Here is a 13,193-nt window from a genome sequence, read left to right as displayed (position 1 = left end):
GGCGGGTCAGGAAGCGCGGATCATGCCCTCCTGGGCGGCGGTGGCGAGGTGGACGCCGTCGCGGGTGAAGAAGCGACCGTGTCCCAGTCCGCGGCCCGCGTCGGCGGCGACCGCGTCCTGCGCGTAGAGCAGCCAGTCGCCGACCGGGCCCGCGCGGTGGAACCACATGGCGTGGTCGAGGCTCGCGGTGACCAGGCCGGGGCGCGCCCACGGCAGGTCGAGCACGCGCAGGACGGGTTCGAGGATCGTGTAGTCGCAGACGTAGGCCAGCGCGGCGAGGTCGCGTTGCGCGTCGGTCAGGCCCTCGACGGGGCGCAGCGGGTCGAACGGCTTGATCCACACCGCCTGGTGCGGGACCTTCCCGCCGTCGACCGCCAGGTACACGGGACCGGGCACGTGCCGCATGTCGAAGCCGCGGCCGCCGGACCAGTAGGCCTTCGACTCCCCGGTCATCGTGCCGCCGGTGCGCCCGGCGAGGTGCTCCGCCGTGCTGGGCAGGGATTCCGGGTCCGGCACGGACTCGGCGAGGGTCTGGAAGCTGCCGCCCGGTTCCCCGGCGGCGAAGTTGGCGAGGCAGGCGTAGAGGGGCTTGCCGTTCTGGTAGCCGCGGACCTGCCGGGTGCTGTAACCGCGGCCGTCGCGCAGCACCTCCACCTCGTAGCGCACCTCGGCGCCGATGTCGGCCGGGCGCAGGAAGTAGCTGTGCATGGAGTGCAGCGTCTTGCCGTCGGTCACCGAACGCATCGCCGCGGCCGCCGCCGCGGCGACCAGGTCTCCCCCGTACGCCTTGGGCCACGGGCAGGGCTGGGTGACGGCGGTGAAGGCCAGGTCGAAGTGCTGCGGCGCCGTGGGCGTCAGGGTGACGGCCGCCGTGAAGACCTCGGAGGTGACCGTCCCGGCCGTCATCGGGTCAGCCAGTCGCGCAGGTCGGAGTCCGGCACGTCGTCGAGGTTCACGACGATGTTCTCCGGAGTCCGCGTGGTCATCCACGTGAGCGACCTGTTCCGGTCGAGGTTGCACTCGATGTGCGGCATGAACGGCGGCACGAACACCCAGTCGCCCTCCTCCATGTCGACGTAGTCCTCGAACTTCTCGCCGAAGTAGATCCGCGCCCGGCCGGACAGCACGTAGCCGCCGGTCTCGGCCTCGCCGTGGTGGTGGGTCACCGAGCGGTAGCCCGGCTCGTTGGTGACCTTGCCGAACCACAGCCGGGTGGCCGGGGTGTGCTGGATGCTCACGCCCGAGATCCGGACCGCGCCGCCGGAGTCCGCGGTGTCCGGGTTCTCGGCGCCGCCGCGCGTCACGACCGGGGCGACGATCCCGCTGGGCAGCCGGTACACCGAGTTGTCGCCTTCGAGCCGGTACTTGCTGAGGTCAGGCTCCATATATCGCATTCTTCACTGCCGTCAGATATTGTCAATACGCATGAGGCCTCTAGCGGTGAACCCCGCCAGCCTGCCCGCCCCGAGCGGCTACTCTCACGGCACGCTCGCGGGCACCACGCTGCACCTGGGCGGCCAGACCGCCCTCGACGCCGACATGAAGATCGTTCCCGGCGGCATCGTCGAGCAGTTCCGCCAGGCGTTCGGCAACGTGCTGACGACGTTGCGCACGGCTGGTGGCGTGCCGGAAGACCTGGTCAGCATCACGATCTACCTCACCGACATCCCGGACTACCAGGCGCACGGCAGGGAGATCGGGAAGGTGTGGCGCGAGCTCGCCGGCCCCGTCTACCCGGCCATGGCGGGCATCGGCTGCACCGCGCTGTGGCAGCCGGAGGCGCTGATCGAGATCCTCGGCGTCGCCGTCATCCCGGACGACCGGCTGGTCACACCGATTCAGAACTAGCGTTTTCATGATCTGCGAAATGAGGGCGCAATAGTGAAGCTCGCCTCTGTGACGGTCGGCGGCGTGCGCCGGGCCGGTGTCGTGGACTCCGCCGAGGAGACGGTCGCGCTGCTGTCCACGACCGTCGACGACGTCGTGCGCGGCGGACCGGCCGGGGAACCCGGCGAGGTCCTGCCGTTGGCGGAGGTCCGGCTGGAGTCGCCGCTGCGGCGGTTCAACCGCGACGTTTTGTGCACCGGCTGGAACTACCTCGACCACTTCGAGGAGCTCAAGGGCAGGCGCGGCGGACAGGAGCCGGCGTCGCTGCCGGAACGCCCGACGTTCTTCACCAAGGGCCCGGACACGGTCATCGGCCCGTTCGACGACATCTCCTACGACCCGTCGTTGTCGCAGAAGTGGGACTACGAGGCCGAGATCGCCCTGGTCATCGGGCGGGACGGCCGGTCGATCCCCGAGGAGAAGGCCCTGGACCACGTGTTCGGGTTCCTCGTCGCCAACGACGTCTCGCAGCGCGACCTGCAACGCGCGCACGGCGGGCAGTGGCTCAAGGGCAAGAGCATCGACGGCACCATGCCGCTCGGTCCGTGGATCACGACCGCCGACTCGGTCGACCCGGCGGATCTGCGGGTGCGGTGCGAGGTCAACGGCGTGCTGCTGCAGGACGCGTCGAGCGCGCAGATGGCGTTCTCGTTCGCCCGGATCATCGCCGAGCTGAGCTCCGGCATGACCCTGCGCGCCGGGGACGTGGTCCTCACCGGCACCCCGAGCGGCGTCGGCAACGCCCGCGAGCCGCAGGTCTTCCTGCGCGACGGCGACCTGGTGGTGACTCGCGTCAGCGGGCTCGGCGAGCTGCGCAACACTGTCACCCTGACGGATCTCGCCGGGGAAGGGAGAGGGCGCTGAACCTCGCGGTGAACGCTGACGTGGAGGTCGCCCAGTCCGGGCGCGACCGGCTCGGCCCGCTCATCACCACGCTCTTCGGCCTCTACGCGCGCGGCGAGGACAACTGGCTGTCCGTCGCGTCCGTCGTGCAGCTGATGGCGGAGCTGGGCGTGGAGGGCCAGGCCGTCCGGTCGTCGATCTCGCGCCTGAAGCGCCGGGGCGTGGTCGTGGCCGACCGCCGCGACGGCGCCGCCGGGTACGCGCTCGCGGAGTCCACCCTGGAGACCCTCGCCGAGGGCGACACGCGGATCTTCGAACGCCGCCGCGCGACCGTCGAGGACGGCTGGCTGATGGTCGTGTTCTCGGTGCCGGAGTCCGAACGCGAGAAGCGCCACGCGTTGCGCACCGGCCTGACCCAGCTCGGCTTCGGCACGGCGGCACCGGGCGTGTGGGTGGCGCCGGGCAACCTGGCGGGCGAGGCCCGCCGCACCCTGGAACGCCGCGGCCTGGCCGAGTACGTCGACCTGTTCACCGGCCGGCACTTCGGGTTCGGCGACCTGCGCTCGAAGGTGCGCGCGTGGTGGGACCTCGACGAGCTGGCCGACCTGTACGCGGACTTCCTGCGCCGCCACCGTCCCGACGCCAGCTCCGCCCCCGCCTCCCCCGCGCACGCGTTCCGGACCTACGTGCCGATGCTGACCCGGTGGCGGCGCCTGCCCTACAGCGATCCCGGCCTCCCGCTGGCGCTGCTGCCGCCGGGCTGGAACGGCGTGACGGCGGAGGCGCTGTTCGAGGAGCTCAACTCCACGCTGAGCGCCCCGGCCCGCGAGCACGCGCTGGCCGTGATCCACGGGCGGTGACGTACGTTGGTGCCATGGCGATCCACGACATCCCGGTCAGCACTCTCGCGGGCGAACCCGGCGACCTGAGCGCGTTGCGCGGCAAGGTGGCGCTCGTGGTGAACGTGGCCTCGCGCTGCGGCTACACCCCGCAGTACGCCGGCCTGGAGCGGCTCCAGGAGAAGTACGGCGCGCAGGGCTTCACCGTGGCCGGCTTCCCCTGCAACCAGTTCAAGGGCCAGGAGCCGGGCACCTCCGAGGAGATCGCCGAGTTCTGCTCGGCCACGTACGGCGTGTCGTTCCCGCTGTACGAGAAGGTCGAGGTCAACGGCCCCGGCCGGCACGCCGTCTACCGGGAGCTGGTCGGCCACCCCGACGCCGACGGCACCGCGGGCGACGTGCAGTGGAACTTCGAGAAGTTCCTCGTGTCGCGCGACGGCGAGGTGCTCGCCCGGTTCCGGCCGCGCACGGAGCCCGAGGACGCCGCGGTGGTCGAGGCGATCGAGGCCGCGCTCCGCTAGAGGATCGGCTGCCTGGTGGTCCGGTTCCTCGCGGAGCCGGACCACCGGGCGCGTCCCGTCAGATCGCGGAGAAGTGCGCCGCGTCCCCCACGACCGTCGTGCTCGCCACTCCCTCGACGCTCACCGGCACCTCCCCGGCGATCGTGATCCGGTTCAGCCGCCGCCGCACGTCGTCGTAGTCCGCCACCCCGTAGTGCTGGGTGGCGCGGTTGTCCCAGATCGCCACGTCGCCGTCCGACCACTGCCAGCGCACGGTGTTCTCCAGCCGCGTGATGCGGGCCTGCAGCAGGTCGAAGATCGCCCGCGACTCGGTCGTGCCCACACCCACGATCCGCTTCACGAAGTGCCCCAGCAGCAACGCGCGCTCGCCGGTCTCCGGGTGCACGTGCACCACCGGGTGCTCGGTCTCGTAGCGCAGCGACTCGAACTCGTCGCGGTAGGTCTGCTCCTTCACGTCGACGCCGCCGACGCGGGTCTCGTCGACCTGGGCGGCGTAGTCGTAGAGGTTGGTGTGCAACGCCCACAGCCGGTCGGCCAGTGCCTTCAACGCCTCGGGCAGTTCGTCGTAGGCGCGGGCCGTGTTGGCCCACACCGTGTTGCCGCCGTAGGGCGGGAGCTCCACGGCGCGCAGGATGCTGATGGCCGGGACGCGGTCGACGAACGTGACGTCGGTGTGCCAGCTGTTGGCCTTGCCGTGCTGCGAGTCGATCGCCAGGACGTTGGCGTGCTGCTCGCCCTTCACGGTCGGGTGCGCGAGCGTCGGCTGACCGAGCAGGCGGGCGAAGGCGAGCTGGCCGTCGTCGTCGAGGTGGTGCTGGCCGGGGAAGAAGACGACCTTGTTGGCCAGCAACGCCGCCCGCACCTCGGCGACGGTGCCCGCGGACAGGTCGCCGCCGAGGCGGACGCCGTCGATCCGCGCACCGATCCCCGCTCCCAGCTTCTGAACGGTGACGGTGTCCGAGAGTTGTGCGGTCATCGCGGATTCCTTTCGCAGAAGGGCCTCACCCCCACCCTGCTGACGTCCGCCCGGCCGCCGCAACGGCGCGGTGGTTCTTCCCAGCTGCTGGACGACCAGCCGGATCGGCGTCCGATCACCAGCGGAAGCCGGCGGGCCCGCGCACGGTCGCCGCAGCCAGCTCCTCGAGCCGGGCCGCGGACAGCGGCACGCCCGGCGCGGCCTGCACCCAGGCGACCCACTCGGCCGGGGTGAGCTCCGCCGGCGGCGCGCCCACGTAGGGCGACGCGTACAGGGGCGTGCCGGGCTCGGTGCGCCAGCTCCCGGCCAGTGGGCCGAGGTCCACCGCGTCGAAGCCGAGCGCGTCGAGGAGGCCGGCGACCTCCTTCCTGGCCACGGGGTCGTCGCCGTGCAGCGGGAGCGCGGTGCGGTCGGCGGCGCCACGGGCGCGGTGGAGCTGGTTGATCTGCGGCGAGCCGATCGAGTGGAACGCCTTCACGACCTTCGAGCCGGAGAGGTGCCGCTGCACCAGCTCGCTGGAGGTCAGCTCGTCGCGGTCGAGCTCGGGACGGCGCCACTCCTCGGTCACGACGTAGTTCATCGGGTCGATGACGATCTTGCCGTCGAGCTCGGCGCGGGAGAGCCGCTCGTGCACGGCGAACGGCACGGCGGCGAGGATCACCTCGGTCGTGCGCGCGACTTCGGCGGGAGTGGCCGCACGGGCGTTGGCGCCCAACGACGCGACCAGGTCGGTCAGCGTTTCAGGGCCGCGCGAGTTGCTCAGCACGACGGCGAGGCCCGCGTCGACGGCGCGCCGGGCGACCCCCGCCCCGACGGGCCCGGTGCCGATGATGCCCAGGGTGGACGTGCTCATGTCTGTTCTCCGTTCGCTGTTCTGCCTCCATCCCACCGGCGGTGAGGTGGGCGAACAACGAGCAGGACGAGAACGCAGCGATCACGTCGTGTGATAGGTGTGGGGTGTGGAGCTGAGGACGCTGCAGTACTTCGTGACGGTCGCAGAGGAGCTGCACTTCGGCAACGCGGCGAAGCGGCTGCGGATCGTGCAGTCCGCCGTGAGCCAGCAGATCGCGCGGTTCGAGCGCGAGCTGGGCGTGCGGCTGCTCGACCGCACGTCCCGGACCGTGCGGCTGACCCCGGCGGGCGAGCGGGTGCTCGCGGCGGCCAGGGACACCCTCTCGGCCGCGGCCAGGGTGCGGCTCGTCGCGGGCGAGCTGGACACGAGCGTGCGGATCGGCGTCGCCACCTGCGTCACGCCCCGGCTCGACCGCGCCCTGGCCCGGCTGCGCGAGGGTGACCGCGTCGTCGAACCGGAGCTGGTCGACCTCCCGGTGGGCGCCCGCGTCGACGCCGTCCGCAACGGCGAGCTCGACGTGGCTCTCGTCCGCGGCGCGTTCACCGGCACGACCGTCACGGCGACGCCCGCGTGGTCCGAGCCGCTGCACGTCGTGGTGTCCCGCCGGCATTCGTTCGCCGGTCCGGCGATCACGCTCGCCGACCTCGACCCGGACGGCCTCCGGTTGCCCGCCCGCGAGGTCGACCCGCCGCTGTTCGACGCGATCGTCGCCGCCCTCCCCGCGGCGCCGGCGCGGCCGCCGTCCGGCGACTTCCTCACCGTGCTGTACGAGGTGGGGAACGACCCGCGGACGTGGACGCTCCTGCCGGCCGAACAGCTCGCCGGCGACTCGCCCCGCCTGCGGCAGCTGCCGCTCGATCCGCCGCTCGTGGTCGAAGGTCACGTCGTGACGTCGCTCGCAACACCGGACGCGTGCGTGGCCTCCTACGTCGCCGCGTTCGCCGACTGGCGCTGACCGTTGATCACGTGGCTTGAGTTCGGTGCGGCCTGGGTATTGAAGGGACGTCGTGCACGCGCGTGTACGCAATTGGAGGCCCGCCCTCGGGCGGACCGGCCGGTGCCGGCGCGGGAAGTTGAACACTCCAGCAACCCGTCGCCGGCTCCGGTTCCTCACCGGTTTCCGCCCGCCGGACTCGGGCCCGGGACGCCGGTGGCCGTACTATGCGCTGTGCGAGCGTCAAGAAGTCGGCGCCGTGGACTCCACCCATGACTGAGGAGCACCGCGGTATGGCGGACTACGTGCAGGCAGGATCCGTGCGGTCGTTGGACGGCGATCGACCGGATCCGTTGGCACGCCTCGACGAGACCGCCGAGGCGCTGGCCCACCTGCACGAGGCGGTCACCGGCGAGGAGTCCCTCGACGAGGCCCTGCAGCGAGTCGCGGACACCGCGTTGAGGGCCATGGCCGACGCCGACGCCGTGACGGTCTCGGAGAAGACCTCGGACCGGCCGCGCATGGCGGCGGCGACCGACCGGGACCTCATCCGGGTCGAGGAGGTCCAGCACGAGGCCGGCCGCGGCCCGTCGCTGGAGTCGGCGACCAAGCTGACGCCCGTGCGCGCGGTGATCGGCGAGCACCGCGACGAGTGGCCCGAGTTCGAGGCCGCCGCCCTCGCCGCCGGCGTCTGCGCGTACCTGTCCGTGCCGGTGGTCCTCCCCGCGTCGGACGACGCCGAGGCCGAGCACATCGGCACCCTGACGATCTACAGCTACACCGCGACGGCCTTCGACCCGTTCGACGAGGGCCTGATGCGCCTGTTCACCGCGTCCGCCTCCGCGACGATCACCAACGCCCAGCGCTGGGCGCACTCCCGCGGCCAGGTCATGCACCTGGAACGCGCCATCGAGTCCCGCGCCGCGATCGAACAGGCCAAGGGCGTGCTGATGGCGGTGCACGCCTGCACCGCCGACGAGGCGTTCAAGATGCTGGTGGAGCAGTCCCAGCGGGCGAACACGAAGCTCCGCGACGTGGCGGCGAAACTGCTGGAGTCGGTCAGGAGCTCCTGACCGCGCCCGCCCACGGGTGGACCTGCTCCACCTCACCGCCGCTCGCTCACACGCCCTCCGACTCCCGGCGGGTGAGCACCACGGGCCCGTCGTCGGTGATGGCCACCGTGTGCTCGGAATGCGCGGTCCGCGACCCGTCGGCCGACCGGATGGTCCACCCGTCCTCGTCGTACACGATCCGGTCGGTGGTGCGGCAGAACCACGGCTCCAACGCCAGCGTGAGCCCGGTCCGGAGCGTGAGCCCGCGCCCGGCCTTCCCCTTGTTCGACACGTGCACGTCCTCGTGCATGGTCCGCCCGATCCCGTGCCCGCCGAACTCGGTGCTGACCGGATACCCGTACGCCTGCGCGACTCCCCACACCGCCGCGGAGATGTCCCCCACCCGGTTACCGGGCCGCGCAGCGTCGATCGCCGCTTCCAGCGCCTCCTCGGTGGCCCGGATCAACCTCAGATCCTCCTCGGCGGCAGTCCCGACGACGAACGTCCGCGCCGAGTCGGCGGCCCACCCGTCGATCATCACCGCGAAGTCCGCCGACAGCACGTCCCCGTCCCGCAACGCGTAGTCGTGCGGCAACCCGTGCAGCACGGCGTCGTTGACCGACAGGCAGATGACGTTCCGGAAGGGACCTTCACCGAACGACGGCGCGTAGTCCCAGTAGCACGACACAGCACCGCGCCGCTCGATCATGCCGCGCACGTGGTGCTCCAGGTCGAGCAGGTTCACCCCGACGTCCGCGATCCGCTCCACCTCCGTCAGCACCTCGGCCACGAAGCGCCCCGTGACGTGCATGCGCTCGATCTCCGCAGGCGACTTCAGTTCGATCACTGTCAACCCCACTCACCAGAACCGGTATTTCTATACCGGGCCACACTAGCGGGACCGGTATAGAAATACCACCACCGCACTTCCAGGCGACACCGAAGGCGAGCAGTCACCCCTGACGCCGATCAGAGCCGGTGAACCCACCCGTTCTTGTGCGATGAGGCTTGACTTTGGGTGCGAGGTGCTACCCCCCTCGGGCTCGGGCGGGCGCGAAGCATCCGCCCTTTTCCGCCCGACCCAGCGCCTCGCAAGGGCCCCGAAGCCAAGCCCCGATCGCGGATCGTCGCGCAGCGGCGATGCACGCCCTTCTCTCGTCCGGCGATGCACGCCCACGCTGGAACTGCCCGACGACAAAAGGACCACACCGACAACCCACCCGGCCCAACGCGCGAACCACAGTGACCGAAACCTCCTGTCACCCCAACGGCCGAAGATTGATGATCTTGATCCAGGGGAACACGGCATACAGCTGATCAACGACGGAAAGGCCGCCATGCCCGCCCAAGACCTCGTGCTCGCAGACCGGTACGAGCTCGCCGACGTACTGGGCACAGGCGGCATGGCCGAGGTGCGCCGCGCCTGGGACAAGCGGCTCCACCGGCACGTCGCGGTCAAGCTCTTCCAGGCGGGCACCGAGCTCTCCCACGAGCGCCGCTTCGACAACGAGATCAAGACGCTCGCGTCGCTGTCGCACCCGCGGCTCGTGCAGGTGCACGACGCGGGGACGTGTGGCGGCACGCCGTTCGTCGTCCTGCAGCTCGTCGACGGGTGCACGTTGCGCCACCGGATCGTCGAGGGTCCGCTGGAGGTCGAGGACGTCAAGCGGATCGGCGCGGATCTCGCGGACGCGCTCGCCTACGTGCACGCGATGGGGGTCGTGCACCGGGACGTGAAGCCGTCCAACGTGCTGCTCGACCAGGAGGGCAACACGCACCTCGCCGACTTCGGGCTGGCCAGGGTCGTCGACACGACCCGGCTCACGCGACCGGACCAGGTGGTCGGCACGGCCGCCTACCTGTCGCCGGAGCAGGTGCGCGGCGAGGAGCTCACGGGCGCGGTGGACGTCTACGCGCTCGGGCTGGTGCTGCTGGAGTGCCTGACCGGGCACCGCGAGTACCAGGGCAGCGAGATCGAGGCCGCCGTCGCGCGGCTGCACCGCAGGCCCGCCATCCCCGCGGAGCTGCCGCCGAACCTGCGGCGCCTGCTCACGACGATGACGTCGCTGTCGCCGCGCCGCCGGCCGAGTGCCGAGGAGTGCGCGCGGGCGTTGCGCGAGCCGGACGAGCCGCCCACGCAGATCGTCGCGGCGTTGCGCAAGCGGCGCGCGATGGTCGGGCCGGTCGTGCTGGCCGCGTTCGCCGCGGTGGGCATCGCCGCCGTCGCCCTGCCGAACCCGCCACCCGCCGAGTCGGCGCCGGCGGCGACCACTCCGGCCACCACCACGGCCACCGAGACGCCGGTGCAGGTGGTGAACTCACCCCAGACGCAGACGGAGACCAGGGTCGAGATCCAGACGCAGGTCGTCACCGTCCCCGTCGAGGCCCTGCGGAAGGCCGCTGACGACCCGCAGGCCGAGGCCGAGAAGCCGAAGGCGCCGGAGCCGGCGAAGGGGCCGAACCCCGGGAAGGGACCGGCGCAGGGCAAGGGACCGCACGGGCGCTGACCCGCGGCGGCACGGCGAGGCCCACGCGCAGGATCCGCCGGGCCGCGTCAGGCCTGCGCGTTCCCCAGGCCGCCGGCAGCCGCTCCAGCACCAGCACCAGCTCCAGCACCAGCACCAGCACCAGCACCAGCGTGCTCTCGAAGCAGGCCACGGCCACGTGACGGTTCGTCTCGGCGCAGCTGCCGGCGTTGTTCGACGACGACCTCGGCGTGCGCACCGCCACCCGCGCGAACGCGATGGCGGCCCGGCTGCGCGCCGCGCTGGAGGCGGAGCCGGTGCCCGGCCTCGCCTTCACCCAGCACACCGCCGCGAACGCGATCTTCGCGACGGTGCCGCCGGACGCCGCCGACCGCATCCGCGAGCGGGTCCGCTTCCACGACTGGAACACCGCCACGGGCGAGGTGCGGTGGATGACCTCGTGGGACACCACCGAGTCCGATGTGGACTCGTTCGCCGCCGCGATCCGCGAGGAGCTCGCGAAGGGCTAGAACTGCTTCTCGCCGCCGTCCACGTGGATGTTGGCGCCGAGCACGAAGCTGCTCTGGTCCGAGGCGAGGAACACCACCACGTCCGCGACCTCCTCGGCCGTCCCGATCCGGCCGATCGGCACCTTCGCGGTGAAGCCGGCCTTGGCCTCGTCGGACAGCCCGTCGAACGCGGGCGTGCCGATCGTGCCGGGTGAGATCGCGTTCACGCGGACGCCCCGGTCCTTGAGCTCGTTGGCCCAGGTGCGGACGTACGAGCGCAGCGCGGCCTTGGTCGCCGAGTAGGTGCCGAACGCCGCCACGCCGTCGTCGCCGCGGACCGAGAGGTTCACGACCACCGCGCCGCCGTCGTTGAGCAGCGGCAGCGCCTTCTGCACGCTGAACAGCGTGCCGCGGACGTTGATGCCGAAGATCTGGTCGAAGTGCTCCTCGGTCGTGTCCTCCAGCGTCGCGAACCCGCCCACGCCGGCGTTCGCGAACAGCACGTCCACTCCCCTGCCCCTGGCGCGGACCGCGTCGTAGAGCCGGTCCAGGTCGGCCGGGCTCGCCACGTCGCCCCGCACGGCGGTGGCGTCGCCGATCAGCTCCACCGCCGCGTCCAGCTCGTCCTGGCGCCGGCCGGTGACGAACACGTGCGCACCCTCCTTCGCGAAGCGCCGGGCGGCGGCCAGGCCGATGCCGCTGCTGCCGCCGGTCACGACCACCGTCTTGCCCTCGAACCGATCCACTGTGTCCTCCACGACTTCCGTACCGATCGGTACCGAAGTCGACCGTAGCACTTCCGGACCGATCGGTACCGAAAGGGTAGGCTAACGGGGTGACCGGCAGACCCAGGGGCTTCGACGCGGACGAGGCGTTGCACGCCGCCATGCTCGTGTTCTGGCGCCAGGGCTACGAGGGCGCGAGCCTCGCCGACCTGACCGGTGCGATGGGCATAACCAAGACCAGCATGTACGCGGCGTTCGGCAACAAGGAGGAGCTCTTCCGCAAGGCGCTCGCCCGCTACGACGAGGGCCCCGCCTCCTACGGGTTGCGCGCGGTCGAGCAGCCGACGGCGTTCGAGGTGGCGAGGGCGTTCCTCGACGGCGCCGTGCGCACCACGACGCAGCCCGACAGCCCCGCCGGGTGCCTGGGCGTGCAGGGGTCGCTGGTGGCGGGCGAGTCCGCCGAACCCGCCCGCGAGATCCTCTCCGAGTGGCGCAACAACGGCCGCCGCCTGCTGGAGACGCGGTTCCGGCGCGCCGTCGACGAGGGCGACCTGCCGGCCGGGACCGACGCCGCGCAGCTCGCCCTCTACGTCATGACGATCGGGTTCGGCATCGCGGTGCAGGCCGCGAGCGGGGTGGGCCGCGCCGACCTCCAGGGGATCGCCGACACGGCCCTGCGCACCTGGCCCGTCTCCTAGAACCCCGTGCCCGACCGGTTCGCGTTGATCTCCTCGCTGTGCTCCAGCGCCCACTCGGCCAGCGCGATCACCAACGGCACCAGCGTCCTGCCCAGGCCGGTCACCGCGTACTCGACCCGCGGCGGCACCTCGGCGTAGGCGGTGCGGCTGACCAGGCCGTCCTCGACGAGGTGCTTCAACGTCAGCGTGAGCATGCGCTGCGAGACGCCGGTGACCTTCCTCTCCAGCTCCCCGAACCGCAGCGGGCCGTCCTGGAGCGCCCCGACGACCAGCAGGCTCCACTTGTCGCCGATGCGGTCCAGCACCTCGCGGACGGCACCGCCGTCGTCCATCGGCGGCGGGCACGGCTGACCGCGCGTGAACCCCATCACAGCAGCATCTCCCGTCCTGGACACATACATCCGTGTGCCTTTTGCGGCACCTCCCGTGCGAACACATCATGAGGCTACTTACAAAGGGTAAGGATTGGAGAGCTCGGTGAACATCGCACTGTGGGTCGTGCAGGGACTGCTCGCGGCCGTCTACCTGGCGGCCGGCGGGATGAAGCTCGTGCGGCCCCGCGAGCAGATGGTCGCGTCCGGCCGCTTCGACTGGGCGAAGGACACGACCGACGCCGGCGTCAAGGCGATCGGCGCCGTCGAGGTCCTCGGCGCGCTCGGCCTGGTGCTGCCGTGGCTCACCGGCATCGCCCCGGTCCTCACGCCGATCGCCGCGGCCGGGCTGGTGGTCGTGCAGGTGCTCGCCGCGCGCGTGCACGTCAAGCACGGCGAGACGAAGTCCCTGCCCGTCAACGTGGTCCTGCTGCTCCTCGCCGCCTTCGTCGCGGTGGGCCGTTTCCTCGACCTCTGACGACGCGCCGCGGCACCGGGGAGCAGGTGAGCGGCGGGTAGC

The 13,193-nt window shown here is 71.7% G+C and carries 17 protein-coding genes; 10 read left to right on the top strand and 7 right to left on the bottom strand.

The window, feature by feature from the left end; all coding sequences use genetic code 11:
* Positions 1-6: 6 nt before the first annotated feature.
* Positions 7-906, bottom strand: coding sequence for an acyl-CoA thioesterase (locus tag VF330_RS09100; RefSeq protein ID WP_330851067.1), 900 nt, complete (start codon positions 904-906; stop codon positions 7-9).
* Positions 903-1,385 carry a cupin domain-containing protein gene (locus VF330_RS09095; RefSeq protein ID WP_330851066.1) on the bottom strand — a complete coding sequence of 161 codons (483 nt, stop codon included), beginning with the start codon at positions 1,383-1,385 and terminating at the stop codon, positions 903-905. The genes VF330_RS09100 and VF330_RS09095 overlap by 4 nt, the downstream gene beginning before the upstream one ends.
* A gap of 40 nt (positions 1,386-1,425) precedes the next feature.
* On the opposite strand from VF330_RS09095, the gene VF330_RS09090 reads away from it, so the two are divergent.
* Genes VF330_RS09090 through VF330_RS09075 form a run of 4 tightly spaced genes read left to right on the top strand, consistent with a single transcriptional unit; the run spans position 1,426 to position 4,090 of the window.
* Positions 1,426-1,848, top strand: coding sequence for a RidA family protein (locus VF330_RS09090; protein ID WP_330851065.1), 423 nt, complete (start codon positions 1,426-1,428; stop codon positions 1,846-1,848).
* A gap of 33 nt (positions 1,849-1,881) precedes the next feature.
* Complete coding sequence (locus VF330_RS09085) at positions 1,882-2,751, top strand: fumarylacetoacetate hydrolase family protein (RefSeq protein WP_330851064.1); 870 nt, start codon at positions 1,882-1,884, stop codon at positions 2,749-2,751.
* 8 nt (positions 2,752-2,759) lie between these two features.
* Positions 2,760-3,590: a PaaX family transcriptional regulator C-terminal domain-containing protein gene (locus tag VF330_RS09080; RefSeq protein WP_330851063.1), complete on the top strand. Its 831-nt coding sequence runs from the start codon at positions 2,760-2,762 to the stop codon at positions 3,588-3,590.
* Positions 3,591-3,604: 14 nt separating this feature from the next.
* Positions 3,605-4,090, top strand: coding sequence for a glutathione peroxidase (locus VF330_RS09075; RefSeq protein ID WP_330851062.1), 486 nt, complete (start codon positions 3,605-3,607; stop codon positions 4,088-4,090).
* Positions 4,091-4,148: 58 nt separating this feature from the next.
* Here the strand turns inward: VF330_RS09075 and VF330_RS09070 are convergent, their stop codons facing one another.
* Both VF330_RS09070 and VF330_RS09065 read right to left on the bottom strand, forming a co-directional pair.
* The gene (locus tag VF330_RS09070; RefSeq protein ID WP_330851061.1) at positions 4,149-5,066 is read right to left on the bottom strand and encodes a TauD/TfdA family dioxygenase; all 918 of its coding nucleotides are present in this window, start codon (positions 5,064-5,066) and stop codon (positions 4,149-4,151) included.
* Positions 5,067-5,181: 115 nt separating this feature from the next.
* Complete coding sequence (locus tag VF330_RS09065) at positions 5,182-5,955, bottom strand: NADPH-dependent F420 reductase (protein WP_330851060.1); 774 nt, start codon at positions 5,953-5,955, stop codon at positions 5,182-5,184.
* A 70-nt stretch (positions 5,956-6,025) separates the two neighbouring features.
* On the opposite strand from VF330_RS09065, the gene VF330_RS09060 reads away from it, so the two are divergent.
* A complete protein-coding gene (locus tag VF330_RS09060) occupies positions 6,026-6,874 on the top strand; it encodes a LysR family transcriptional regulator (RefSeq protein ID WP_330851059.1) in 849 nt (282 codons plus the stop codon).
* A gap of 251 nt (positions 6,875-7,125) precedes the next feature.
* Positions 7,126-7,926 carry a GAF and ANTAR domain-containing protein gene (locus VF330_RS09055; protein ID WP_330851058.1) on the top strand — a complete coding sequence of 267 codons (801 nt, stop codon included), beginning with the start codon at positions 7,126-7,128 and terminating at the stop codon, positions 7,924-7,926.
* A 46-nt stretch (positions 7,927-7,972) separates the two neighbouring features.
* Here the strand turns inward: VF330_RS09055 and map are convergent, their stop codons facing one another.
* Positions 7,973-8,752, bottom strand: a complete 780-nt coding sequence (gene map / locus VF330_RS09050) for a type I methionyl aminopeptidase (protein ID WP_330851057.1) — start codon at positions 8,750-8,752, stop codon at positions 7,973-7,975.
* A gap of 490 nt (positions 8,753-9,242) precedes the next feature.
* Between map and VF330_RS09045 the strand changes: the two genes are divergently transcribed.
* Positions 9,243-10,412, top strand: coding sequence for a serine/threonine-protein kinase (locus VF330_RS09045; protein ID WP_330851056.1), 1,170 nt, complete (start codon positions 9,243-9,245; stop codon positions 10,410-10,412).
* 188 nt (positions 10,413-10,600) lie between these two features.
* Positions 10,601-10,900 (top strand): hypothetical protein, encoded by a 300-nt coding sequence (locus tag VF330_RS09040; RefSeq protein ID WP_330851055.1) that lies wholly within the window; start codon positions 10,601-10,603, stop codon positions 10,898-10,900.
* On the opposite strand, the gene VF330_RS09035 is transcribed toward VF330_RS09040, so the two are convergent.
* The gene (locus VF330_RS09035) at positions 10,897-11,625 is read right to left on the bottom strand and encodes an SDR family NAD(P)-dependent oxidoreductase (RefSeq protein ID WP_330851054.1); all 729 of its coding nucleotides are present in this window, start codon (positions 11,623-11,625) and stop codon (positions 10,897-10,899) included. The two genes, VF330_RS09040 and VF330_RS09035, sit on opposite strands and share 4 nt — an antisense overlap.
* Before the next feature lie 89 nt (positions 11,626-11,714).
* On the opposite strand from VF330_RS09035, the gene VF330_RS09030 reads away from it, so the two are divergent.
* Positions 11,715-12,302 carry a TetR/AcrR family transcriptional regulator gene (locus VF330_RS09030; RefSeq protein ID WP_330851053.1) on the top strand — a complete coding sequence of 196 codons (588 nt, stop codon included), beginning with the start codon at positions 11,715-11,717 and terminating at the stop codon, positions 12,300-12,302.
* On the opposite strand, the gene VF330_RS09025 is transcribed toward VF330_RS09030, so the two are convergent.
* Positions 12,299-12,670, bottom strand: a complete 372-nt coding sequence (locus VF330_RS09025) for a helix-turn-helix domain-containing protein (protein WP_330851052.1) — start codon at positions 12,668-12,670, stop codon at positions 12,299-12,301. The two genes, VF330_RS09030 and VF330_RS09025, sit on opposite strands and share 4 nt — an antisense overlap.
* A gap of 109 nt (positions 12,671-12,779) precedes the next feature.
* Between VF330_RS09025 and VF330_RS09020 the strand changes: the two genes are divergently transcribed.
* Complete coding sequence (locus VF330_RS09020) at positions 12,780-13,151, top strand: DoxX family protein (protein ID WP_330851051.1); 372 nt, start codon at positions 12,780-12,782, stop codon at positions 13,149-13,151.
* Positions 13,152-13,193: the final 42 nt, after the last annotated feature.

This window comes from Lentzea sp., from assembly GCF_036380075.1.
In the GTDB taxonomy this organism is placed as follows: domain Bacteria; phylum Actinomycetota; class Actinomycetes; order Mycobacteriales; family Pseudonocardiaceae; genus Lentzea.
The sequence above is the reverse complement of the archived record's forward strand: the minus strand, read 5'-3'. Positions and strand labels throughout refer to the sequence as shown.

Excerpts from the sequence above, each read along its gene's own strand:
- VF330_RS09025 (WP_330851052.1), bottom strand. The coding sequence starts at position 12,670 with ATGGGGTTCACGCGCGGTCAGCCGTGCCCGCCGCCGATGGACGACGGC.
- VF330_RS09055 (WP_330851058.1), top strand. The coding sequence starts at position 7,126 with ATGACTGAGGAGCACCGCGGTATGGCGGACTACGTGCAGGCAGGATCC.
- VF330_RS09095 (WP_330851066.1), bottom strand. The coding sequence starts at position 1,385 with ATGGAGCCTGACCTCAGCAAGTACCGGCTCGAAGGCGACAACTCGGTG.
- VF330_RS09070 (WP_330851061.1), bottom strand. The coding sequence starts at position 5,066 with ATGACCGCACAACTCTCGGACACCGTCACCGTTCAGAAGCTGGGAGCG.
- VF330_RS09075 (WP_330851062.1), top strand. The coding sequence starts at position 3,605 with ATGGCGATCCACGACATCCCGGTCAGCACTCTCGCGGGCGAACCCGGC.
- VF330_RS09090 (WP_330851065.1), top strand. The coding sequence starts at position 1,426 with ATGAGGCCTCTAGCGGTGAACCCCGCCAGCCTGCCCGCCCCGAGCGGC.
- VF330_RS09045 (WP_330851056.1), top strand. The coding sequence starts at position 9,243 with ATGCCCGCCCAAGACCTCGTGCTCGCAGACCGGTACGAGCTCGCCGAC.
- VF330_RS09100 (WP_330851067.1), bottom strand. The coding sequence starts at position 906 with ATGACGGCCGGGACGGTCACCTCCGAGGTCTTCACGGCGGCCGTCACC.